The 25292-nt window shown below is 54.5% G+C and carries 15 protein-coding genes; 8 read left to right on the top strand and 7 right to left on the bottom strand.

Features of this window, described 5'->3' with window-relative positions; all coding sequences use genetic code 11:
* Window positions 1-163: 163 nt before the first annotated feature.
* Window positions 164-565 carry a hypothetical protein gene (locus FH603_RS17860; RefSeq protein ID WP_186738954.1) on the top strand — a complete coding sequence of 134 codons (402 nt, stop codon included), beginning with the start codon at window positions 164-166 and terminating at the stop codon, window positions 563-565.
* 211 nt (window positions 566-776) lie between these two features.
* Window positions 777-1229, top strand: coding sequence for a hypothetical protein (locus FH603_RS17855; RefSeq protein ID WP_186738953.1), 453 nt, complete (start codon window positions 777-779; stop codon window positions 1227-1229).
* Between the two features lie 109 nt (window positions 1230-1338).
* Here the strand turns inward: FH603_RS17855 and FH603_RS17850 are convergent, their stop codons facing one another.
* Both FH603_RS17850 and FH603_RS17845 read right to left on the bottom strand, forming a co-directional pair.
* Window positions 1339-3084: a S41 family peptidase gene (locus FH603_RS17850; RefSeq protein WP_186738952.1), complete on the bottom strand. Its 1746-nt coding sequence runs from the start codon at window positions 3082-3084 to the stop codon at window positions 1339-1341.
* A 221-nt stretch (window positions 3085-3305) separates the two neighbouring features.
* Window positions 3306-5303, bottom strand: coding sequence for an acetoacetate--CoA ligase (locus FH603_RS17845; protein WP_186738951.1), 1998 nt, complete (start codon window positions 5301-5303; stop codon window positions 3306-3308).
* A 217-nt stretch (window positions 5304-5520) separates the two neighbouring features.
* Between FH603_RS17845 and FH603_RS17840 the strand changes: the two genes are divergently transcribed.
* Together FH603_RS17840 and FH603_RS17835 are read left to right on the top strand one after the other, a co-directional pair.
* On the top strand, window positions 5521-7440 hold the full coding sequence (locus tag FH603_RS17840; protein ID WP_186738950.1) for a pseudouridine synthase: 1920 nt from the start codon (window positions 5521-5523) through the stop codon (window positions 7438-7440).
* Between the two features lie 127 nt (window positions 7441-7567).
* A complete protein-coding gene (locus tag FH603_RS17835; RefSeq protein WP_186738949.1) occupies window positions 7568-8215 on the top strand; it encodes a deoxyribose-phosphate aldolase in 648 nt (215 codons plus the stop codon).
* 119 nt (window positions 8216-8334) lie between these two features.
* Here FH603_RS17835 and FH603_RS17830 read toward each other — a convergent pair whose 3' ends face one another.
* Together FH603_RS17830 and FH603_RS17825 are read right to left on the bottom strand one after the other, a co-directional pair.
* On the bottom strand, window positions 8335-10509 hold the full coding sequence (locus FH603_RS17830) for an alpha-galactosidase (protein WP_186738948.1): 2175 nt from the start codon (window positions 10507-10509) through the stop codon (window positions 8335-8337).
* Window positions 10510-10615: 106 nt separating this feature from the next.
* The gene (locus tag FH603_RS17825; protein WP_186738947.1) at window positions 10616-11431 is read right to left on the bottom strand and encodes a hypothetical protein; all 816 of its coding nucleotides are present in this window, start codon (window positions 11429-11431) and stop codon (window positions 10616-10618) included.
* Between the two features lie 457 nt (window positions 11432-11888).
* Between FH603_RS17825 and FH603_RS17820 the strand changes: the two genes are divergently transcribed.
* Window positions 11889-13631 (top strand): alpha-amylase family glycosyl hydrolase, encoded by a 1743-nt coding sequence (locus FH603_RS17820; RefSeq protein WP_186738946.1) that lies wholly within the window; start codon window positions 11889-11891, stop codon window positions 13629-13631.
* Window positions 13632-13717: 86 nt separating this feature from the next.
* Here FH603_RS17820 and treS read toward each other — a convergent pair whose 3' ends face one another.
* Window positions 13718-17035 (bottom strand): maltose alpha-D-glucosyltransferase, encoded by a 3318-nt coding sequence (treS, locus tag FH603_RS17815; RefSeq protein ID WP_186738945.1) that lies wholly within the window; start codon window positions 17033-17035, stop codon window positions 13718-13720.
* Window positions 17036-17375: 340 nt separating this feature from the next.
* Between treS and FH603_RS17810 the strand changes: the two genes are divergently transcribed.
* The 3 genes from FH603_RS17810 to FH603_RS17800 all read left to right on the top strand — a co-directional run bounded on the left by FH603_RS17810 (window position 17376) and on the right by FH603_RS17800 (window position 22665).
* Complete coding sequence (locus FH603_RS17810) at window positions 17376-19592, top strand: bifunctional alpha,alpha-trehalose-phosphate synthase (UDP-forming)/trehalose-phosphatase (protein WP_186738944.1); 2217 nt, start codon at window positions 17376-17378, stop codon at window positions 19590-19592.
* Between the two features lie 198 nt (window positions 19593-19790).
* The gene (locus tag FH603_RS17805) at window positions 19791-21887 is read left to right on the top strand and encodes an ATP-binding protein (RefSeq protein WP_186738943.1); all 2097 of its coding nucleotides are present in this window, start codon (window positions 19791-19793) and stop codon (window positions 21885-21887) included.
* Between the two features lie 34 nt (window positions 21888-21921).
* A complete protein-coding gene (locus FH603_RS17800; protein ID WP_186738942.1) occupies window positions 21922-22665 on the top strand; it encodes a response regulator in 744 nt (247 codons plus the stop codon).
* 24 nt (window positions 22666-22689) lie between these two features.
* Here FH603_RS17800 and FH603_RS17795 read toward each other — a convergent pair whose 3' ends face one another.
* Both FH603_RS17795 and FH603_RS17790 read right to left on the bottom strand, forming a co-directional pair.
* A complete protein-coding gene (locus FH603_RS17795; protein WP_186738941.1) occupies window positions 22690-24084 on the bottom strand; it encodes a TIGR00341 family protein in 1395 nt (464 codons plus the stop codon).
* 106 nt (window positions 24085-24190) lie between these two features.
* Window positions 24191-25258, bottom strand: a complete 1068-nt coding sequence (locus tag FH603_RS17790) for an AI-2E family transporter (protein WP_186738940.1) — start codon at window positions 25256-25258, stop codon at window positions 24191-24193.
* Between the last annotated feature and the right edge of the window lie 34 nt (window positions 25259-25292).

Here is a 25292-nt window from a genome sequence, read left to right as displayed (position 1 = left end):
CAACGCCACGATAATACTACGTCTTCAATCCTGTCTTCCAGCACCCGCCAGCCATTTATCATGCATCGTGGCCGCTTATCCAATCGACGCAACACGCTCATTCTGAGTTGCATCTTTTCTGCGTATCCGAACGACTCGGGTATGTAAAAACAGATGAAGCGTCATGAGAACGGTTAGAGGTTGGTTCGCAAAAACAGCAGTAATGAGCCTGATGGCCTCGTCGCTGGTCTTGGGTCAGGGTGGCCCTTATTACGAAGAGAAAACGTTTGAAACAGCCATGTACCCGGCCCTTGAACCATCCAAAGTATGGCTCAACATTGAGCGGGTAAATCAGCTTGGACAGATTCGCGTCGATATGTGCGACGCCAAAGGAAAGGTACTTTTCTCGGAATGGCTTCCTAAAAAAGAAGCAAAGTTTCACCAGTGCTTCGACTTGAGCGCCGTTGGCGACGGGGTCTACACCTTTGTCATTACCGATGGCGTTCAACGGCAGGAGCGTACATTCAGGCTCAGCACGCCCGGCTTCCAGGAACAACTACCCAAGCGACTGATAACCATGAAGTAAATCATCGGCGAGCAGCCTTCGTGCTCTCCCGTTCAATAGCGCAAACCCCAAACGTTCCCGATATACCTTTCGACAGTGAGCCTATTTGGGTTCATTCACCCGGCAAACATCACCATGCACTGATCAAGCCCAGCGGGCTACGAAAAAGCCGGACAGTCGTTTTGCACGCTGTCCGGCTTTTTTGTGCGTATAAAGTCGTTGTTTTGCGCCCATGAAAAATACCCTTACCGCTTTGCTTCTTCTCGTTGGCATCACGGCCTTCGGTCAAGCATCCGTTGCCTACTACCCCTTCAACTCGGTTATGTCGGTCAGCACCAACGCCGACCGGGCGCTCTGGCTCGATGCCCGCATCCAGATGAATACCGTATTCGGTTCGCTCAGCACAACGATCTGTCCGATGGTCAATGTGGTTCGGCGGGAAAACATCAGTTATTATACCGGGCTGGGCGTTCGTTTCAATGCCCTGAACGGATTGGACGACCGCGACGTGCTGGAAGGCTACTCGCTGCATGTGGGCATCCGGGCTAAAGTCCCCTTCCTGCCCAACCTGCGTGCCGCCTTTGAGGTCGCTCCCTACGCCCGTCAGGATTTCAAGATCGGGGTCATGCAGTCATACCTGGGCCTGGTATACCAATTCAGCAAACGCCCAAAGCCGTTGGAATAAGGAGAAAGGGAGGAAGGAGGAGAGGGAGGATGGAGAAAAGGGATTGCTTTCGCCAGCATGCGTCAGCTCCTTTTCCTCCATCCTCCCTCTCCTCCTTCCTCCCTAAAAGCTACTTCCTCTCCGGGGCGTTATACGTGAACGTGCCGCTTTCGAGTTTGCCGGCCCGGTCAAAAAGTTTCAGCGCTTTCTGGTACGTATCATCCGACTCACCGATGACTTTGAAGAATTCGTTGTTCTGACCGGCTTTATTCTTTTTCTGATAGACACTCCGCGCGACCAATGCTTTGATCTGTGTCCGGATGTAGTTTTTTGAGCGGCCGTATTCTTTCTCGTTAAACTTGATGCCTTCAGCAGACGCAGCTTTCACCAGCCGATTCATCTGCTCATCATTGATCAGCGCCGACCGGTCGAAATCGGCGAACGACATTTTGTCGAGTTTGGCCCGGTTGTCGTTGGCGTATTCCATGGCAAACTCGCGGATGATGTTCTTGCCGTATAACTGAATGAGGTACGGCGTCTGCCAGGTTGAATCGCGCGGGATAAAATAGTCCGGGGTTATACCGCCACCGCCATAGACCACCCGCCCACCGTCGGTTTTGAACTTCAGTTTCGGGTCGTTCTTTATGGAGTCGGCGATATAATATTCACCGCGTTTCGAGCGTAGTTCGAGGTCTTTCTCGTAGTCACCTTCCTGGCCCATCACATAGGGTTTCTGGATGCTGCGGCCGCTGGGGGTGTAGTAGCGCGAGATCGTCAGACGCAGTTCCGAACCGTCGGATAGCTGTACCGGCATCTGCACCAGTCCTTTGCCAAACGACCGCCGACCGGCAATCAGAGCCCGGTCGTGGTCCTGTAACGCACCGGCCACAATCTCCGATGCCGATGCGCTGCCCTCGTCGACCAGAACAACCAGCGGTCCCTCTTCAAACTGACCGGCAATACGGGCATGGGTCTGGCGGTCATACCGGTTGTCTTTGCCATCGGTATAAACCAGCAGCTTGTTGCCCGAAATAAACTCGTCGGCAAGGCTTGTAGCCCGATCCATGTACCCGCCGGGGTTGTTGCGCAGGTCCATTAACAACTGGGTCATTCCCTGCGCTCTCAGCGAGGCCAGCGCGGCTTTAAACTCATCGTACGTCGTTTCAGAAAAGCGGTTGACCTTGATGTAGCCCGTCTTGCTATCGACCATGTAAGCGGCATCAACAGAATAGGTTGGGATCCGGTCGCGGGTAACGGTAAACACCTTCGGATCTTTCTCGCCTTTACGAAGAATGGTCATCTTCACATCGGTACCGCGTTTGCCACGCAGGGCTTTGAACACCATGCTGTTCTCGATCTTACCACCAACGAGGGGCGTATTATCGACTTTTATGATGCGGTCGCCACTCAGCAGCCCGGCCGTTTCCGATGGACCGCCTGAGATGGGCGTTACGACATAAACGGTGTCTTTATAAATATTGAACTCCACCCCGATCCCATCGAAACCACCTTCGAGCTGCGAACGGGCGGCAATAGCATCCTGCGGATTCATGTAGGCCGTATGCGGATCGAGCTTATGGAGCATTTTCTCGATGGAGTAATCCACCAGCTCATCCGTGTTGACCGTGTCGACGTAATTATTTTCGATCAATTGCAGAATCTCGCGGTACTTGGTATATCCCCGCCCGATGTTGTTTAGGCTTTTGGCACCACCGAAGAACGTAGCCCCGATAAGCATCCCTCCTGCCAGGGTAATCCCTAGTAGCATGGGTATCCGGACAGTTGCTTTATTATTCTGAATAGGACTCCCGGCATTTTTGCGTGGGTCACTATTCTGTCCGGTCGATTCACTGCCGAAGTTAGGTTCCTTTTCCATCCCGTTGTCTTCCCCCTGTAACGTATCTCGTATAACTTATAAACGCGTGGAAGATAGCGAAATGTTTACCAGAATGGGGATTGGATAATAAAAAAACGAAGCCGTTCAAAAACAACGGCTTTCCTTACCATAAATACACTGATTATCAGCCACTAAACGGGCACCCTGTTTTCTATCGGAATCAGTGAGTTACCCTCCGGCGCAATCATAGCCGGGATGGATTACCGCTCGATCACAAATCCGGCAAACTGATCCAGCGCAGCCGGATTCCGAAGCGTGTCTTTGCTGGTCACCAGCGACGGATCGACCCCGGAGAGGATCTTCTTGATAGGTGTTTCGAGCTTCTTGCCACTGATCGTATAGGGAACTTCGCTGATGGCGTATACGGCGTCTGGCACATGCCGGGGGCTGAACTGTGTGCGCAGGGCCTGCTTGATGCGGGCTGTCAGATCGGCGGAGAGGGCGAAGCCATCCCGCAGAACGACAAACAGCGGCATATGGTAGCCCCCGTCGGGTTGCTCCAGTCCAACAACCAGGCTATCGGCAATTTCAGGCAGGCTCTCGACGGCGCTGTAGATTTCGCTTGTACCAATCCGGACGCCATCGCGGTTCAGGGTCGCATCCGAACGGCCGTGGATGATGATGCCGTTGCGTTCGGTAATGCGGATATAATCGCCGTGCCGCCAGATGCCTGGGTATTCGGCGAAGTAGCTTTTGCGATAGATTTCATTCCCCGCCGGTCCGTTGTCATTCCAGAAATAGATCGGCATCGATGGCATGGGCTCCAGAATAACCATCTCACCCAGTTCGCCCCGTACAGACTTCGCGTTTTCGTCGAACGCTTCTACTTTGCAACCCAGCAGCCGACACTGGATTTCGCCTTCGTAAACGGGCAGCAACGGGTTACCGCCCACAAAACCACTGCATATGTCGGTGCCGCCACTGAACGAGATCAACCAGACATCCGGCTTTACGGACTCATAGATCCAGCGGAAGGCTTCGGGCGGCAAGGGCGAACCGGTTGAGCCAATACTACGCAGATGAGGCAGCCGAACGGTACTCACGGGCTTGAGTCCCTGCCGCATACAAGCGGTGTAATAAGCGGCTCCCCCACCAAAATGAGCGATTTTGGCCTCTTCAGCCAGCTTCCAGAGTACATCGAGGGCAGGGTAACCGGCGGCTCCGTCGTAGAGTACCAGGGTGGCCCCAACGAGCAGCGACCCAATGGCAAAGTTCCACATCATCCAGCCGGTAGTAGAATACCAGAAATACCGGTCCCCGACCCGTACGTCCTGGTGCAGGGCCAGCACTTTGAGGTGCTCCAGCAAACACCCGCCTACACTATGGGTAATGGCTTTGGGCTTGCCCGTGGTCCCCGATGAGTAGAGCACCCAAATAGGATGACTGAAGGGAACAGCCTCGAACACAATACCATCCGGGGCGGGCGTGTTCAGGACATCCTGCCAGAGCGTAACCATACCAGGCCGGGCCCAGACAGGCTTACTATCCGGCTGCAGGTAAGGCACCCACACCAACCGGCGCAGTGTCGGAAGGCTCTTGCGCAAATCGCCCATAGCCTCTGCTTTATCGATCGGTTTGCCATTGTAGGTATAGCCATCGGCCGCAATCAGCACCTTCGGCTCGATCTGTCTGAACCGGTCAACTATGCTGGCCGTCCCAAAATCGGGGGAACAGCTCGACCAGACAGCCCCAATGGCGTTGGTTGCCAGAAAAGCCACGACAGCTTCGGGGCAGTTGGGCAATATCGATACGACCCGGTCGCCTACGCCTACACCCTGCTCCCGCAACCAGGTAGATACAGCCGCAACCTGATCCTCCAGCTCTTCCCAGGACAGGGCGGTCAGGCGGTGGCGCTCCGACGCAAACATCAGGGCTGGCCGCTGGGGCGTAGCATGGCGAAAGATATGTTCAGCGTAGTTGAGGGTCGCCCCCGAAAACCACTCCGTCCCAATCATGTCGGCTTCGCTGGGTCTGAAAATGACCTGATTATAGGCATCATGGCTCTGTACGTCGAAAAACTGCCAGATGCTCTCCCAGAAATCTTCCAGGTCCGTAACCGACCAGTCCCAGAGGTCGTCGTAATCCCGGAAATACAAGCCTTTTTTAACGAATAACCAGTTCATATACTGTTTCATCAGCGACTGGTCAGTGACTCGCCGGGCGGGCGTATAGAGCGGAGTTAGTGGTGGGCGGGTCATGGAGTTGAGAAGGAAGTCGTAATTGGGTAACGATTCAGACAGGACTTCTCGCGTCTACGGATTGTTTTTTCCGTAAAATACGTTCTGGCTCCGAGGGAGATAGCAGGGCTTCTACGAAAAGCATTAACTTTGCATCCCTTTCTCCCCTCGCTTTGGCAACTACGCTGACAATCAGCACATAAATTACACATCACAGTACGATTTACTGTATTATTCCATGAATAAGGATTCAGACAAGAACGAGAATCGCCGTGACGGTGACAACAGTCGTTCCTTCGGTCGTCGGGATGACGGCCGCACCAGTAAGCCTGCCGGATCACGCGGCAGCGACTCCGATCGTCCACGTTTCAGCCGTAATGACGGACCACGTAACGACGGACCGCGTAATGACGGACCACGTAATGACAGACCGCGTAACGACGGTCCACGTAACAACGACCGGCCTTCGTTTGGCCGTAGCGCCAACGGACCGCGTAACGATCGCGATGGCGGAGCCAAACCACGTTTCGAGCGTAGCGATGATCGCCCCCGGTTTGGCCGTAGCGACAGCAATGCTTCCGATCGCCCCCGCAGCAATGACCGCAACCGCGATGAGCGTCCGGGTGGCTCACCATTTGGAGCACGGGGCCGCAGCGACTCCGACCGCAGTCGGCCCGACCGCCCTGCCGGTCCTTCCCGCCCCTCGTTTGGCCGGGATCGGACCGATTCAGACCGGAGCCGTACCAATGATTCCTCACGGCCACGCTTTGAGCGCAACGACCGTAGTGAGGGTCCGGCACGCCCCCGTTCGACGGATTCAGACCAGCGCCGGGCCCGTCCGGAAAATGACCGCAATACCGACAAACCCCGTTTTGACCGCAACGAGGGCGGAGCTAAACCCCGTAATGACGGACCACGCTTTGAGCGCCGGGACGATTCGGACCGCCCCCGCAACAACGATACACCAAGACCACGTACATTCAATCGCGATGACAAAACCGACCGTCGTCCGGCAGACGCACGGCCCCGGTTCCCGCGTGACGACAACCGGGCCGACAAGCCAGCGGGCCGGGGTACCGCATCGCCCGATCGCTTCAAACGCGTAGGTGGTTTCAGCCGCGAGGCCGACGAGCGGAACCGCGAGAACTGGTCAGCTCCTGAGAAAGAGGATAGCCCAGGTGCCGGTTCGGGATCGAAAAACACCCGTTTCACCCCGGAGCAGCGCAAAGATTCCGGTGATCGGCGTACAGGCTTTTTCGTAAAAGCACCCAACTACGAACTCGAACAGAAACGTATTCAGCGTATCCCGGGCTTCAAAGCAGGCGGGCGGGCGGCAGATGCCGGCGCACGTCCCCGCACAGAACGGTCGGCCCCCAAAGGTCGCCCGGACCTACGCAAGAACACCAGCGAACCGGAACAACCCTCTGCCCGGACGCCTACCGGCGAACCCGGCACAACGCGGCTGAACCGGTATATCGCCAATTCAGGTGTGTGTTCCCGCCGGGAAGCCGACGAACTCATTGCCCGGGGCGACATCTCGGTGAATGGTAAAGTCGTAACCGAAATGGGTTTTCGGGTGAAAGAGGGCGATATGGTGAAATACGGCACCAAAGCCCTTACGCCAGAGCGTTTCGTTTATGTGCTGCTGAACAAGCCAAAGGATTACCTCACAACGACCGAAGATCCAGAAGAACGTAAAACCGTTATGGAACTGGTGGCCGACGCGGGTAACTTCCGCATGTATCCGGTAGGACGGCTCGACCGTAAAACCACGGGCTTGCTGCTGGTAACGAACGATGGCGAACTGGCCGATAAGCTGACCCACCCCTCGAACAACGTCCGTAAAATCTACCAGGTAGAACTGGATAAGCCCATTACGGAGGAGCACTTCGACGCGATCAAGAAGGGTCTCGACCTCGAAGACGGTCCTATCAAGCCCGACGCCCTCAGCATCGTTACCCCTGATGCCTACGTGGTGGGTATCGAGATTCACTCGGGCCGTAACCGTATCGTGCGCCGGATCTTCGAGAGTCTTGGCTACGACGTTACCAAACTTGACCGTACGACCTATGCCGGGCTAACCAAGAAAGAGCTGCCACGCGGCAAATGGCGGTTCCTGGACCCTAAAGAAGTTGTGAAGCTGAAATACCTTAGCTAAGTAAAAAGTAAAGGAGCGAATGAGTGAAAGAGCGACGTATGTTTAGTCGCTTTTTCACTCATTCGCCTTTTTAACCGTTTAGGAAAGAGGGCACCCCCGCGCCTGGCCCGGAGGATACAGGACTATTATGAACCACTTATTCCCTTATATCGAGCGAACGCTGCTGCACCCCGGCGTAACGATCAACGAGCAATACAGTGCGCTCGATGATGTAACGCAGCTTGGTCTGGCTGGCTTGACCGTTGCGCCATTCTGGGTAAAGAAGATCCGGCGCGAACTCGGCGATGACCATCCGGCGGTGCTCTCGGCGGTGGTGGGGTATCCGTATGGCTACCAGCGTACCGAAGTCAAGCAGCTCGAAATTGAGCTGGCCCTCAACGACGGGGCTACCGAAATCGAGGTGGTTCTGAACACATCCGCCCTGTTTTCGCCCTCGTCGGTCTGGCTTAAGATCGAGTTTGCCAAACTGGTCGCCCAGGTGCACCAGCAGGAGAAGTTATTGACCGTCGTGCTCGAACCGTCGCTACTGGATCAGGAGCAGCGGTTGAAGGTGATCAAACTCGCCACCGACGCGGGCTGCGACTTTCTCAAAAACGCGACGGGTGCCGTTTTAACCGATTTTTCGCTGGAGCAGGCGCTACAGTTCCGGCAGGACGTCTCTAAATCGGTCGGCGTCAAGATCATTGCCGATGGCGCAACGGACGAGGAGTTGGAACGACTGGTTGCGGCTGGCGTAGAGCGGCTGGCGCTGGGTCAGGCGCTGCGGTTGACGTGATACCTGCGGTTGACGTGATACCACCACTACCAGGGGCGTTGCCCACTGGCAGGGTGGATGGGTTGCGCACCCTGCCAGTGGGCAACGCCCCTGGTAGTGGTGGTATAGTGGTGATATTATTACAAGGCTTCGGAAATTTCGAGCACAACGCTCGTCCGGCGGTCGTTAACGGCCGGGTTCAGCCCCACCGTCATCAGGAAATCACCCGAGTAGGTGACCGAGCCATCGATGGGCGATTTTGTGCCCGGCATCAGGTTCGTTTCCTGAACCGTATACCGTTTGCCGGGTTGCAGGCCCCGCAAACGGATGGGCGGCAAGTCGCTACCAGCTTTGAAACGGCTGTTTATCAGATACGAAAACCATACCGCCTTATCCTGCTTTTCGCTGACGTACATAACCGACCCCACATCGTTGGTATGGGGCGACTGGAGCCGAAACAAATCACCCTGATAGATGACGGGTTTGAGCCGCCCGTAATTTTTCAGCGCCTGCTGACTGAAAGCCAGATCGTTGGCGTCCAGCTTGCTCACGACAATATCATATCCCATTTTGCCCATCATCGCCACATCCGTACGGAACTTGATTGGAAAATTACCCCAGTCGGTAATGTGGTTGCAACTGGCGATGGCCGGGAAGAAAGCCGAATAATTGTACTGGATAAATATCCGTTCGGCCGGGCTGGTGTTGTCGCTGGGCCAGTACTCGGTAAAATATTTCAGCGCGCCGTAGTCGACTCTCGCCCCGCCCCCCGAGCACAGCATCATCGGTACGGTCGGGTACTTGGCGCGAAGCTTTTCCAACACCCGGTATAAGCCCCGCACGTAATCTACGTACAGGTGACTGGTTTGATTGACCGACGAATAGGCATTATAAATCACGGCATTACAATCCCACTTGATATAGGCCAGTTTCGGATTTTTCGTAAACAGATCGTCGACTACCCCGTACACAAAGTCCTGCACCTTCGGGTTCGACAGGTCAAGCACCTGCTGATTCCGGAACACCGCATCGGGCCGGTTCGGCAGTTTGATTACCCAGTCGGGGTGTTTCGTGTAAAGTTCGCTCTTGGGGTTGACCATCTCCGGCTCAATCCAGATCCCGAATTTCACACCAGCCGCTTCGGCCTGCTGTACGAGATAGCCGAGACCGTGGGGCAGTTTGGCTTTGTTTTCCTGCCAGTCGCCCAGACCCGCTTTGTCGTCGTTGCGGGGGAACTTGTTGCCAAACCAGCCATCGTCCAACAGGAACAGGTCGACGCCGAGTTTCTTACCGTCTTTGAACAGATCGACCAGTTTTGGCTCGTCGAAGTCGAATTGGGTGGCTTCCCAGTTGTTGAGCAGCGTAAGCCGGTCGCCGGTACCCTGCGGAATCCGGTGGTTTCTGGCCCAGCGGTGCAGGCTGCGGCTGGCTCCACCCGTACCCTGGTTCGAATAGGTGTAAATCAGGGCGGGTGTCGTGAAGTCGCGGCCCGGTTCCAGCGTGTACTCCGATGCATACGGGTTGATCCCGGCCAGTAAACGGACATTGTGGTAGGGGTCGATTTCAAACTGAAACTGAAAATTGCCCGACCACGCCAGCGTACCGGCCACCACCTCACCCTGCTCTTCCTGGGCGGGCTGGTTCAGCGAAAGCATAAACATGGGAGCCTGGAGCATCTGTGCGCGCGTCCCCAGCTTACTATCGATCACTTTCATGCCCGCTGTTAGCTGAACCTCTTCGGGACGCACCTCGCTGGCCCAGTTGCCGTGATAGTGGGTCAGATAATACTGACCCGCCGATAGATACAGATTGGCCGAGGCATATTTCTGCAACCGAACGGCCTTTTTCTCCGTATGCCGGATCGTCGACCAGCTTTCCAGCACGTCCTCATTCTGGTAGGCCTTGTAGTTCAGCGTCACCTCAAACGCATACTGCGGATCCTTCAGCAAAATAGTCGTCAGCGTCACGCCCGTCCCGGCGGGTTTGGTTTCATGCCGAACATATACCAGATCGAGCGACGGGTTGCCGTCGGCGTGGGTGGCCTGGATAGCCGGTTCGAGCAGGTTGCGTGACCCCGCAGGCGTGTAAACCGAGTTATAATACTCCGAATAGCCTTCGTTCAGGTGGGTTATACCCCGCAGGCGGGCATACTCGGCCGTCTGCTGCAAACGTTTCCCGTGGTGGACCGTCACCAGGTGGCCGTCATTATCGACACGCAACACAAGGGCCGTCCGGCTGGTTTCTATGGGAATGTCGATGGTTGCGGCAACCGCCGAACTGGAAATGAGCGAAAATAAAGTGAGCAGAAAGCGCATAGACAATAACGTCGACAGAATCAAATGAGCAGGTAGTCTTGAGATGCGGCAAGTTAAGCCGGAAAGCAACAAAAGGCGGCAGACGAGGCTGTATTACCGGCAGGAGCTATTTCTTTTGTGTACTCGCCGTCGCTTTGGGCCGCGCGGTGTATTCCGTTAGCCGAAACACCTCCTGCCGCACCACGTCGAAAGTCCGCGTGGCCTGACTCCGCACCTTGTCTCCCTCAGCCGATGCCCCGGTCGTAGCAGGACCAGCGAGGACGTTCAGGTTAGCAACGGTTTGTACAATGGCCATACCGTAGCCCTTTTCGCTCCCGTTCGGCACCACGAGCCGGGACATATCCCAGCCACCAATGGCGTTCTCCTTAACCCGGGCGGCAGCTATCCGTTTCAGCGGGCCAACCAGACTGAACCAGTCGGCTGCGGGGTCGCGGAGCCGGATGTAGTCGAGCACGACGAGTGGCGTTTTGTCGGGCGCAAAGTCCGGACTGAACACGGCATCGACCGTTTCCCATATTTCCATTTTAACGACGGGTGCCGTAGCCCGGTCACGCTTCTGGAGGTCGGCCATGCGTATCTGTACGCTATCGCCATATACTTTCGCCATACCCGCCGGCGACGCCCCTTTGATGCTCATCGTCGGCGTTACGATGACCGTTACGTAGTCGTACTCGGTCGGGTTGGTATTGGAACTCATCTGCTTGGCCATCATATACCAGCCAATCAGGTTACCTTCATCGACGGAGGCCTGGTTAACGGCTTTCCACTCGCGTTCGACCGGCAGCGCATCCTGTATGGTCAGGCCGGGCGACAGTTTATGGTAGATAAGATAGGTGTACGCCTTGGTTTGAGCGGAGGATGAGACGGCTATCGACAGACAGGCACTAAGCGATAAAAGGGTCAGGTACAGAGAACGGATCATGTTGAACGACGGATGTATGATTGGACGTTAGTTACCGGCCGAAAAGGCAGAACGGTTTACGGAACGTAAGCGGAGAAAGCAGCACAAATACTATTGAACCTTGCAAAAACTGCGATCAGGGAGCATCTGCATGCGACATTCCAGTTTTCTAAGGATTTTCTAAGATTCACCTAAGTCCTTTCTACGTTGAAAAAGCGTAGTTTGTTCTGGTTCGACCCTGAACCCCTAACTCCAACAGCCATGCTTGCATCACTACTGACCTTACTGATTACCATCCCCCGCAGCTCTTTTACTGGTTGTTTTTAATCTATAGAAGCTTGTCCAGTTGATCCTGGAACGTATCCGGGCGGAGGGCTTTTTTGTTTAGTATCTGTACCGCTCACTAACAACCGGCCGTTCGGGTAACCAACTAAATGGTTGATTACCTGTTTTACCGTAACAACATAGTTCGTAGAGGATGAACCAGACAACAGTAAGCAGACGATCAATCGGTGTTACGTTCCCCACCGAACAGGAAGCGAATGTCGTGGTATGGGCTCCGCGTGCGAATCAGGTCGTTATTTCCGTAAATGGCGACGCCCACAGCCTTCCCTTAGCGAGTGACGACACCGGCTACTGGACCGTCACGACCGATCAACTTAAACCCGGCGATTTGTACTCGTTCGTAATCGACGGCGAAAAAGAGTACGCCGACCCGGCTTCGCTGGCACAGCCCCAGGGTGTGTACGGCCCCTCGCAGGCATTCGACACCCGCACGTTTTACTGGGAAGAGTCGTGCTGGGTCAACCCGCCCCTCGACGAGTACATTTTGTATGAACTCGATACGTATACCTTCACACCCGAAGGAACCTTCAAAGCTGTCGTGAAGAAGCTGGGTTACCTGAAAACGCTAGGCATCAATGCCATTGTTATCAGGCCCGTGACGCCCTTTCCGGACTCCCGCAACTGGTCGTCCGATGGGGTGTTTCTGTATGCCGTGCAGGCTTCGTATGGCGGACCGGCGCAACTTCAGCAGCTCATCAACGCCTGCCACGTGAAGGGTATAGCGGTGGTGATGGACCTGGCCTATAATCACCTCGGCAGCCAGGGTGACACCTTCAGCGACTGCCGCACCTACTCCAGCCGCAAGCTAAGCCCCCGCCCCGGCAAGCCGACTTATGTCAGCGAGGCACAACGCGAAGCCGGACGGCGGTATCTGGTTGAGAATGCCCTGATGTGGTTCCGTGATTTTCACGTAGACGCCCTCCGCCTGCATGCCGCTCATACCCTATCTAACCCGGAGCAGCTGCTTAAAGAAATCAGGCAGAAAACCAATGAACTGTCTACCACCACCAACCGTCACCATTACCTGCTCATCGAGAATGGCGTGAACCTGACATCGCCGGTAGAACAGGGTGATGAGCAAGCCAGCCCGCTGGCCGATGGACTCGACCAGATGAGGCAGGGCGAAAGCTATACTACTTATTGCGCGGAACACGAACTCAGCCGACACCTGACCAAAACCTACCGGGAAGATTATCTCTACGATGAGCCTTTTTCAACGGTTTTGCAGGAGTCGTTCGACCGGCATTCAGACACAGAACCCGCGTCAGGCAAGTCGTTTGTGTTATTCTCGCAACCGTATAAGTCGCCGTCAGCAGCTCCCCCCTGTTCAGACCAGACCATCAGCTTCGAGCAGCTGAAGCTGATGGCCGGTTCCATCATGGTCAGCCCCTACGTACCTACCCTGTTCATGGGTGAGGAATGGGGCGTTACGAACCCGTTTGAGCTGGACCAGCCGACGCAGACTGAGTCAAAGCGTAGCGATACCCCAGCCCATCCGGCCTTACCCTGGGAGATGCTCGATCAGGTTCCCAACAAAACCCTGTTCGAATACTACCAGGCGCTCACGAGTCTGCGTCGGCAGCAGTCGGCGCTTCACCATCTGAACCCGAAAGAAGTAGCTGTTATCCAGCACAAAGAACAACAGACGATGCTTTTACACCGCTGGCATGCTAAAAACGATATTGTTTGTCTGATGAATTTCTCGGCCGATCCGCAGGCGATCACCTTGCCGGCACTCGACAGGGAATGGCAAAAACTGCTGGACTCGGCTGACCCCCGCTGGTCGGGGCCCGCTGCCTCACCGGATTCTCTGTCCAACGCTGATACCCTCACGCTACAGCCTGAGTCGATCGTGGTGTATAAAGCCCGGCAATAGGGAACAAACAGAAGGTCGATCGGACGAATGCTATTACTCCAGGTAATGGCATTCGTCCGATCGACCTTCTGTTCTACCAGCGCGTGTTACTTATCCATTACTGATTTGATGATCTGCAACGGTACCCGTACCCAGTCGGGACGGTGGCTGAGTTCATACGTCAGGCTGGAAACCGCCTTTTCGAGCAGATACGTTTCGAGCATCATTTGCTGTTCTTCAGGCTCTTTTGGCACAAACGAACTGTCTCTAACCGTTTCCAGATACGCTTTCACGAAGAATCCCCTCATAGAATTCACCCAGAATTCGGCGAAGGGCAGCAGCCGTAACGTCTCCTCCTGCGGTACCTGATTGTTGTACAGGAAACCTTCGTAGGTGGTGTAGTAGAACGAATGAATCATGGACGCTACGTCGCGCAGCGGTGAACGCTTCAGCTGACGTTCACTGTAACTACGGGCGGGGTCACCACCAAAATCCTGGATGGCAATATCCCGGCCGGTGACCATGATCTTCTCCAGCTTCAGATCACCATGAATACGAATCTTGGTGGTATCCAGCTTCTTGCTGTAGATCCGCCGGAGGGTGGTCAGTACCCTTTCTTTCTGCTCCATCAGCTGTTCTACCTGCTGCCGAACGTCGGGAGGGAGCGATGCCAGCGCTCCTTTATGAATCTGGTGGCTCTCGCGAACCAGCGACTGCAATCCCGAGAAAAGCGAACGCTGGTAGTGAAGCGAAAAATCTTCCGGCGCAAAATCCTTCTGCGACTTACTGGAAGCCAGCGCTTTGTGCATTTGTCCGATCCGGATACCCAACAACCGCGCCTGATCAGCGGCCCGGTTGCCCAGCAGCTCCTGCGTTTCAAAGGGCAGATCGGCAAACGCAACCGGTTCTACCAGCGTCCCCGGCGAGGTGTCTATAGCCAGCGCGAGCTGTTCTTTGTCACGCGCCAGTATTCGCTCGATGTAATTGTTGATCCGTTCCAGCACGTAGCCTTTCCCGTCGCCGTGATTATCAACCATTTCCTGCATGGTTCCCAACATAACCGGCTTGTCGGCCGTCGTCATTTCCAGGGCACCGGCAAAGGCTGGAATAGACTTGAAGTGGGCCGTTTCTGAAAGGAAGCGCGTAATTTCGGTATCGGGGTTGATCGACCGGTCGACTTTCCGGTACAGTTTCAGCAGGAAGCTGTAATCGTAACTGATCGATGCATAGCCGGGACCGTTGGGAATCAGTTTCGACTTTATGTCCGGATGCTCCTCAACATAGGTATCCAGCGCCGGAACGCTCTGGAACGTAAGGTTATTTGCCCGGCCGGCACCTTTCCTGGTCAGATTCATCAGGAAAGCCTGCTGAACAACGGCCATGTACAGACCATCGCACAGCACACCCGTCTCAGCACCAACGTTCAGCGTTGCCAACACAGACTGCGGGCAGTTTTCGCTCAACTTTGTAGCTGCCGACTCGCCCGCAAACGCCACCACCAACTGGAAGAGTTCGGGCAGTCCCCGTTCATACGAAACCTCGATCAGCAATACATACGCTGACCCTTCAGCTAGCGGCAGTGTAGCGTGGTTCACGATGGAAATGCCGTGTAGCACCTGCCCCTTGCCGTTGAACCAGTCTGTTTTCGGCAGATAGTCCGGCAGCACGTCCGTTTCCAGCGTCTGGCGGTTCCGGCCGCTTAGTAACTGATCCCAGCCAGCAATCTGTACCGATGGCAGCGTGTCGGCATTGACGGCTCCGGCACCTGTTTTCTCCAGAACGAACCACTGGTAATCGTGGGGAGCGAGGGTAAAAAAGTAGGCTTCGGTGTCGGAAACGGCTGGGAACGCATTTTTGCTGAATACTTCGACCGGCACATAGCCTTTGAAACCCTTCAGTTCTACCTCCGCTGGCTGAGCGTATTTCGACAGGTTGATAACGATCAGCAGCGTTTCGTCTTCGTAGGTCCGCGTAAACGCCAGCACTTTGGAGTTTTCGACGTTCAGAAACACCAGGTCTCCCCGCCCAAACGCCTTGTGCATCTTGCGCAGGTTGATCATGCGTTTCATGAACCAGAACAGCGAGGAGGTATTGCGTCGCTGGGTTTCTACATTGACCGATTCATAGTGATATTCCGGGTCGAGCACGGTAGGCAGGTAGAGTTTCTGCGGATTCGTACTTGAGAAGCCGGCATTCCGGTCCGGTGACCACTGCATAGGCGTACGCACCCCGTCCCGGTCGCCCAGGTAAACGTTATCGCCCATCCCGATTTCGTCGCCGTAGTAGATAACGGGCGTACCGGGCAGGGAGAACAGGAGGCTGTTGAGCAGTTCTATCTTCTTGCGGTTGTTGCCCATCAGTGGCGACAGCCGGTGCCGGATACCCAGGTTTATTTTTGCTTTCGGGTCCTGAGCGTAAGTCTTGTACATGTAGTCCCGCTCTTCGTCGGTAACCATTTCGAGGGTCAGTTCGTCGTGGTTACGCAGGAAAATAGCCCACTGGCACGTATCCGGAATAGCCGGTGTCTGGTCGAAGATATCGGTGATCGGATACCGGTCTTCCATTTGCAGGGCCATGAACATACGGGGCATTACCGGAAAATGGTAGTTCATGTGGCACTCGTCGCCATCGCCAAAATACGAAGCCGAATCTTCGGGCCACATATTGGCTTCGGCTAGAAACACGACGCTGGGAAAATGATCGTCGATGTGTTTACGGAGCTTTTTCAGGAACGCATGCGTCTCAGGCAGGTTCTCGCCATTGGTACCTTCGCGTTCGAATAAATAGGGAACGGCATCCAGGCGAAACCCATCGACGCCCAGTTCACACCAGTAGTCGATCATTTTGAACACTTCGCTCTGCACGAGCGGGCTGTCATAGTTCAGATCGGGCTGGTGGTAGAAGAAACGGTGCCAGTAATACTGCTGGGCTTCGGGGTCCCAGGTCCAGTTAGACGTTTCGAAGTCCTGAAAGATAATCCGGACATCCTTGAATTGCGTCGGGTCGTCGGTCCAGACGTAGTAATCCCGTTCGGGCGACCCTTTGGGCGCACGCCGGGCGCGCTGAAACCAGGGATGCTGATCGGACGAGTGATTGATTACCAGCTCTGTAATGACTTTCAGATTACGCTGGTGGGCCTCTTCCAGCAGCGTTTTAAACTGCTCGATGGTCCCGTAAGACGGGTTGATGGTGTAGTAATCAGCAATGTCATAGCCATCATCGCGCAGGGGCGACGGATAAAAGGGCAGTAGCCAGATGGCCGTAACCCCTAACTCCTGGAGGTAATCTAACTTTTCGAGTAGCCCCTGAAAATCGCCGATCCCGTCGCCGTTTCCGTCGCGGAAGGCTTTAATGTGCAACTCATATATAATAGCATCTTTATACCAAAGAAGGTTTTCATGTATCTCAGCGTTACTTTTTGTCATAACTAATTACGATTAAGGCTTATTAAGTAGCAGACCCCACGTTTCTGCACCATGCGTCAGTTTCCGCACTTTTAAGTGAAACATTGAGCAATACGGAAGGTTTAGATAAAGTATCGAGTAAGTAGAGCAATACACAAAACCCGGCAACGTGCAGTCTCAAGGTGAGAATCTGCCTGTCATCACACTAGAACTTGCTCAGTGTGGGCTTCTGCCCCCTGGCAAGTACGACGAACCGGCGATTGGCGTTCTAAGGAGTTTCTAAGGTTTACTTAACGCTCCTCTAAGCAGACCTGCCGTATTTTGTTGTACTACGCTGAGCGTTCAGTAACGCATAAATCCAATGAAATCCTTTGAGTCTTCCTTTAAACGTTTACTTATCGTTTCCTATCGTCTACCGTTTACGTTTCAGCAAACCGATGAAGGTGTCGAGCTGGTCCAGAATTCAGGGGGCCTGGTATCGGCGGTACTGTCAATGGCTGAGCGGATGGGCCAGCGGCAGGATGATGTAACATCGAAGATTCACTGGGTAGGGCACTGCGATCCGGCGTTTCAGCATATGGACTCGTCGGCCTTTGAAAACGATACCTTCATTGCACACCCGGTTTTTATGGACAAAGCTGTTCATAAGGGGTTTTATGAGGGCTTCAGTAATGACCTTATCTGGCCTCTGTTCCATTATTTCACGTCCTATGCTTCTTTCAACGAAAGCGACTTCGATAATTACCAGCAGGCCAATACGCGTTTCCTGGAGGAACTGACGGCCCTGATCGAGCCCGGCGATCTGGTCTGGATCCATGATTTCCAGCTGATGCTGCTGCCCGACATGGTGCGCCAGGCCATACCCGACGCTACCATTGGCTACTTCTTCCATATTCCGTTTCCGAACTATGAAATCATCAAACTGCTGCCCCGTACCTGGCGTCAGGTGCTGATAAAAGGCATTTTGGGCGCTGACGTGGTGGGCTTTCACACGACCGATTACGTCCAGCACTTCATGCAGAGCGTTTCGGAAGTACTGACCCTGCCCATCATCGGGCAACGAATCGTCTTTCCCGAACGCTCTGTCGTGGTCCGCGACTTCCCCATCAGCATCGATTTCAACAAGTTCAACCGGAGCGCTCAGGAACCGGCCGTTGTGGAGGCCCGCCAGCAGGACCAGGCCCTGCTTCGGGGTACGAAAATTATCTTCTCCGTCGACCGGCTCGATTATACCAAAGGGATCACCTCCCGCCTACAGGGCTACGAACGGTTTCTGATCCAGCACCCGGAATGGCATGACAAGGTCACGTTTGTCATGACCGTTGTGCCGTCGCGTGATCAGATCGGGCAGTATCAGGAGATCAAACGGGAAATCGAAGAAACCGTTGGCCGCATCAATGGGCTGTTTGGCAGCATTGGCTGGCGTCCTATCGTTTACTCGTATTCCTCACTCGCCTTTACCGAGCTGATGGCCTTGTATACGGCCTGCGATGTGGCCCTGATCACTCCCATTCGCGACGGGATGAATCTGGTTTGTAAAGAATTCGTAGCCAGCCGGTACGACCAGCGGGGCGTCTTGATTCTGAGTGAACTGGCCGGAGCGGCCCAGGAACTGCGCGACGCGGTCATTATCAATCCCACCGATACCCAGGAGGTTGCCGACGCCATCAGGCAGGGGCTGGATATGACTCCGCAGGAACAGGAACGACGGATGATCCACATGCGGAAGCACCTGCAAAACCACGATATTTTCCGGTGGAGCTATAATTTCCTGGCCGCCTTCGACGATATGATGGGCCATCAGCCCGATCTGGAAACCGACCTCGCCATCCAGCCCTTCATGACCGCCTTCCGCGATGCTCGCCAGCGGCTGTTGCTGTTTGATTTCGATGGCACCCTCGCTCCGCTGGTCAATGACCCGGCCGATGCGCGACCATCCGATACGCTCAAAAAAGCCTTGCAGAACCTGGCCGAGAACAGCGACCTGGTCGTTATCAGTGGCCGTAACCGGTCGTTTCTGGAGAAAACATTTGCGGGAATTCCTCTTCATCTGGTAGCCGAACACGGCGCTTTCATGAAAAGACCCGACCAGGACTGGGAACGTCTCGATCTGTCGGCAAGTGACTGGGTAGACCCGGTTCGATCGACAATGAACCAGTTCGTCGACCGGTACCCCGGTTCGTTCGTTGAGCAGAAGGAGACCGCCATCGCCTGGCACTACCGGACAGTCGACGCCGACAACATCGAAGGGCAGGCCATCGAACTGGCCACCCAGCTACGAATGGCCTCTTCCCCCATTCCATTGACGGTAATTCAGGGCAGCAAGGTCGTTGAAGTCAAACCCGCCCAGCACAGCAAGGGTACGGTAGCCCTCAAGATCGTTGAGCAGACTACCTACGATTTTATTGTCAGTATTGGCGACGACACAACCGACGAAGACATGTTCAGGCAGTTGCCAAACTGGGCTTACACCATAAAAGTAGGATCAGGCATTTCGTTTGCCCGGTATCGGCTGGCCCGGCAACGCGACGTCGAAACGTTGCTGCAACGCATGAGCGATGTGCTCATTGAGGTATAATAGCAACCAGCCCACAACTTCAGTTGTGGGTTACGTTCAGTTGCGGGTTACGTTCAGTTGCGGGTTACGTTCAGTTGTGGGTTATTTAAAAATACAAGTTTACGTTATATAAAAATCCAAATAAGCACAATACCATTTAGTACTATTTTACACTGATTATCGTCATTTATAGTTACTTAGCGCTTTAATCAACTATGAATGACAGGCTTAGACTCATCTACGGAAGAAAGGCGGCTTGAAGCGCTGGCGAGTTACGATATTCTCGATTCGCTGCCAGAATCAGATTATGACGCTATCACCCAGATAGCGGCCCATATTTGCCAGACGCCCATCGCGTTGATCTCGTTACAAGATGCAGATCGGCAATGGTTCAAGTCGGAGCATGGTCTAAATATGGGACAGACGCCCCGGGCTATTTCCTTTTGTGATCACGCCATCCGGGTACCTGACCAGATGATGGAGATTACGAACGCACTCCTCGACGAACGGTTTGCTAACAACCCCTTTGTTGTCCAGGCACCCCATATCGTTTTTTACGCGGGTGTTCCCCTGGTAGACGCTGAAGGACATGCCCTGGGTGCGCTGTGTGTGATGGACCATGCGCCCCGCCAGCTCTCGGCTGAGCAGACCCGGCTCTTCAAATCGTTAGCTCATCAGGTAGTGACCCAGCTTAAACTACGCCGGAACCAGGCTCAACTGGCAAAAGCCAGTTTGTCATTACAATCGTTGAATCACGATTTCAAGCGCAGCAATCAGTTGTTGAATACAGTCGTCACTACCTGCCCGGTAGAGATGGTACTTTGGCAGGCCGTGCGGCATAATGGCGCCATCGTCGATTTCCGGTCGTTGTTCACTAACGCCCCGGCTACTTTCAGCGCAGGGGCACCAGGAGAAGCCCTACAGGGAAACTCCCTGAAAGAACAGTTCCCCAGCATGGTTACAGCCGGCTTTTTCGACCGTCTGGTTACCGTTGTTGAAACCAATCAGCCACAGCAGTACCAGGATCGTTTGAACCTGACCATTCCCTGGGGCGACCTCACCCTGACGCCTTGTGGCGATGGGGTTCTGTTTACCGGCCAGGATATAACCCATCTAAAAAAGACCGAAGAACAGTTACGTTCTCATCGGGATGATTTGAATCAACTCGTAGCGGAGCGAACAGCAGAGATCTATCGACTGTCTGCCTTAAAACATGCCATCCTGCATCATGCGGGCATCGCCATCGTGTCTAGCGATATCGATGGCCTTATTAAAACCTTCAACCCCGCAGCCGAACGGCTGCTTGGTTACCAGGCATCCGAACTGATTGGTAAGAAAGAAGTTACGTTCTTACACGACCCGCAGCACCTCCGGAAACTGGCCCAGCCTTTGTTGCCACAAACGAGCCAGCCGCTTCGGGTGGACTTCAGCCTGCTTAAATTATTTACCGATAACCAGGCCCGGGAATACGTTGTGGTAACAAAAGATGGTCGGCACGTCCCGGTACTCCTTACCCGAACGGCGCTCCGGAACGAAGCGGGCAACATAACGGGCTACGTAGGCATGGCTACTGACATTACCCGGCAGAAAGAGAGCGAGCTGGCTCTTCAGCAATTGCTACAGCGCGAGCAGGAACTCAACAGGTTAAAATCCCAGTTTGTCTCCACCGCATCCCACGAATTTCGTACGCCACTGGCCACCATCCAATCCAGTGTAGAGCTGGTTCGGATGCACCTCCAGCGTTTTTCGCTCGAAACCCAGTCGCCCGTTTTCCGCCACTTGGGAATTATCGAAAAACAGGTAATCAATTTCAGTGAATTGCTTTCTGACGTGCTGACACTCGAAAAAATCGAGGCTGGCCGGGTCACGTTCAACTCCCAGCCCAGTGATTTTGTAGCCCTTGTTTACGACATCATCAACACACACTTTGCCGAACGGAAAGACGAACGGCGGTTGCGGTTGGTGATTACCGGACAGCCCACGTTGATCAAGCTGGATGTTCAATTGATGACGCATGTGCTGGTAAATCTGCTGGGGAATGCCTTTAAGTTTTCCAGTTCCAATCCCGAGTTACACATAGCGTTTGACAGCCATCAGGTAGTGGTCCAGGTTATCGACACCGGCATTGGTATTCCGGCAGCCGAGATGCCTCAGTTGTTTGACACCTTTTTTCGGGCCAGCAATGCCGTTAACGTTCCGGGTTCAGGATTGGGACTGGTCATTTCGCGCCAATTTATGGCGCTCCACGGTGGTCAGCTCCATATTGCCAGCCAGGAACATGTAGGCACAACCAGCACCCTGACCTTACCTATCTAGCCGTTCATGCCAGCAACCATTAAAAGCTATGCTTATGCCCACACAGCTACTACTGATCGAAGACGATGTACAAATACGGAACAACCTGACCGAAATACTGACCTTGCAGGGCTATGAAGTCGAAGCAGCATCGAGCGGTCATGAAGGTCTTGAATGCGCCCAATCAAACCGACCCGACCTGATCCTGTGCGATGTTATGATGCCACAAATCGATGGGTATCAGGTGCTGGAAGCCATTCGTACCGACAGCTCCCTGTCGGCTATTCCATTCATCTTCCTGACCGCCAAAGCCGATAGTACAGACATTCGCTTTGGTATGAATCTGGGTGCCGACGATTACCTGACCAAACCGTTCACCAGTGACGATCTGATTTCTACTATCGAAAGCCGCCTGAAGCATCGGCAGTACTGGATACCGCCCAAAACGCCATCGGTAAGCTACCTGACCAGCCTCCGGGGTAGCAACTGCTGGGGTAGTATGACGCTCAACACGGCCGACTGCCTTTACTTTTTCATCCAGGAGCGGGGGTGTTATGTCCTCCATCCCAAAGGCACATTTCGGGTCGACGGTAGTATTGAGGAGCTAGCAACGCACCTGAGTCCGATCCTGTTCTTTCGGGTTAATCGAAAAGAGATCATTCACCGAAGTGTTATTCAGCGATACACCTACTGGGAGAAGGGTAAGTACTGTCTGTTTCTGACGATCAGCGGGCAGGACAAAGAAGTGATTTTACCACGGGCCCGGTACCGGCCCTTTCTGGACTGGCTCAAATTCTGAGTAGCGCTGTTATAACCAAGCTATTTATTCCACGATTAATTTTATCCGTTTGCTTTTTGTCCGGCTCTGCAGCCATCGCTGTATTCGGTTCCGCTCGGCCGTCGTGTGCCGCCGGGAGAACCGCGCATACACCAGCATTACGGTATCGGGCTTTTCGCTGGCAGCACTCATGATCAGCGAGTTGGTAGCCGTAAAAGTTTGTACATCAGGCATAAGCGTTTTTAGCTCATTGCGTAAGTCGGCAACGGGGAGTTGCGTCCTCTGCGCTCGTTCGATGTGCCGACGCAGCGAGTCGATAATCTGATCCTTACGGGCAATCGAAGACTGGCTGTATTTGATGACCTGATCGGTAACGGTATTCTTTATGGCATCGACATCGATCTCCGCATCTTTAAAATTTCCCTGCCGAACAACCAGGTTAGCCTCCTGTAGTCCATAGGCAGCCATCTTCGCGCGCAGCAGGTTTATCGAATCGGCTGGCAGCGGCTCTCCCACCAGCGACAGTTCCAGCGTACTGTGATTTCGGTTGAAACGCGCGGCATAATTGATCACCTGCCGATACTGAAAATTACATTCAGTGGTAACGAACCGTTTCACGGCCTGCTCAAATATTGTTTTGCGAACGATCTGGTAGCCCAGGTAGCTACTGGGTACGACCACGATCAGGACCGCCAGCCAGATAGTATGGCGAACCCGGCTTTCGACTTCCGACGTTGGGTATTCTTTCTGATGGTAGCCCAGAAAACGGACGATCAGCAGCGTGGCCAGACTGATACACACGCTGTTGATAAGAAACAGGTAAAACGCACCGGCGAAGTAATACAGGTTTCCCGTTGCCAGACCGTAACCGGCCGTGCAGAGCGGTGGCATGAGCGCGGTAGCAATGGCTACCCCCGGTATCACGTTGGTCACTTTATCGCGCCGTGAACCGGCAACGATACCGGCCAGCCCCCCAAAGAAGGCAATGAACGCATCCCATACGGTGGGCGATGTGCGGGCCAGCAGCTCAGACTGAGCAATGTGAAGGGGACTTACTAAAAAATAGAGTGTCGATGTCAGCAGGCTGATAAAAACGGCAATGCCCAGATTTTTCAGCGCCCGCTGAATCATGGTCAGGTCGTTGATTCCAATTCCCAGCCCGACACCCATGATAGGCCCCATTAACGGAGAGATAAGCATGGCTCCGATGATGACAGCCGTGGAGTTGACATTCAGGCCGATGGAGGCAATGAAAATGGCAAATATCAACGTCCACAGATTGACGCCCCGAAACTCAATGCCGCGACTTATCGACCGGATGATTGCCCCTTCTTCTTCTTTGTCCTCCTCCAGACTGAAGCGATCGCGCACGAGCGATCCAAAGCGGGTAACTAACGAGGGGCGGCCGGATGGTGGTTCACTCGGGTCTTCCAGTACCATATTGCGACGTCGTTCTGTAGGTTTACCCGTTGGTGCTCGTTCAGGTTGGCATACTGCTATCAACGGGACAGACCCGGCTTTGTTCCGCTCCGGTCGATACTACCAATCAGACAGTTACCGATTTGGTATCGCCAAGTCCATCCTGAATATAAAGCATTTTAACCAGCACCAGCACAATCACCAGCAGCGGAGCGGCCATGGCAAGGCCCAGCGTACCGGCAAAGGCCCCGACGATGATCTGCACCAGCAGCAACAGGGCGGGGGGAATGTCGTTGAGCCGTCGTTGAATGATTGGCGTGATAATATTACTCTCCACAGTCTGGATGCCCACATACAACAGAACCACATAGAAGGCCTGCTGCGGCCCGTCGAGCAGGGCAAACAGCAGGGCGGGAATAAGGGCCAGTATAGGGCCCAGATTGGGGATAAACGTGATCAACGCGGCAAAAAGGGCCAGGATTCCCGCCAGCCTGACGCCCAGCAGCCACAAACCGATCCCGCTCAAAATGCCTACAATGGTCATCGACATTAATGTGCCCGTCAGCCAGCCCAGCAGCGATTCATTGAGTTTATCCAGAACGCGCCGGGCGCGCTGCCGACCTGCCGGGGGAATTAAAAGCACAAATCCGTCGACATACAGCGCAGGCTGAGCGGCCAGGAACAGCGCCAGAAAAAAGACGACATAGATATCCGTCACGGCACCGAACGTAGTCGATACCACGCCCAGGGCCCGACCGGCCAGCTTACTGCCTCCGCTGCCTTGCTCCATCAGTTTTTCGGGCGATTCGGGAATGCGGTCAACTAACTGGCTGCCCCAGGCGGTTTGCTCCAGCTGCTTGCGGGCGTTTTGTAGCACATTGGGCAGTTCGCTCTGTAGCTCCTTCGCCTGTTCGCCAACCAGCGGGGCTACCAGCGCCCCCACTCCCACCAGCACGCCCGCTACGCCCAGGCCAATTACGGCCAGAGAGATACCTCCCGGCCAGCCCGTTTTTCGGGCCAGCCAGTTGGCACCCGCCCGCAGGGGCAACGCAATCAGCATCGCGGCCAGCAGCAACAGTAGTATATCGAACGAAGCACCCAGCAACCAGACGAGCAGGACACCAAAAAGGGTTATGCTGACGACGATGCAGACACGCCGAACAAAATTCACCGGAGACGGGGGTGGTTGGTTCATGAGAGTTCCTGTTTACTGATTGGGTATGTCGGCC

The organism is Spirosoma utsteinense, assembly GCF_014282275.1.
Lineage (GTDB): Bacteria > Bacteroidota > Bacteroidia > Cytophagales > Spirosomataceae > Spirosoma > Spirosoma utsteinense.
This window is presented reverse-complemented; position numbering and strand designations above follow the sequence as displayed.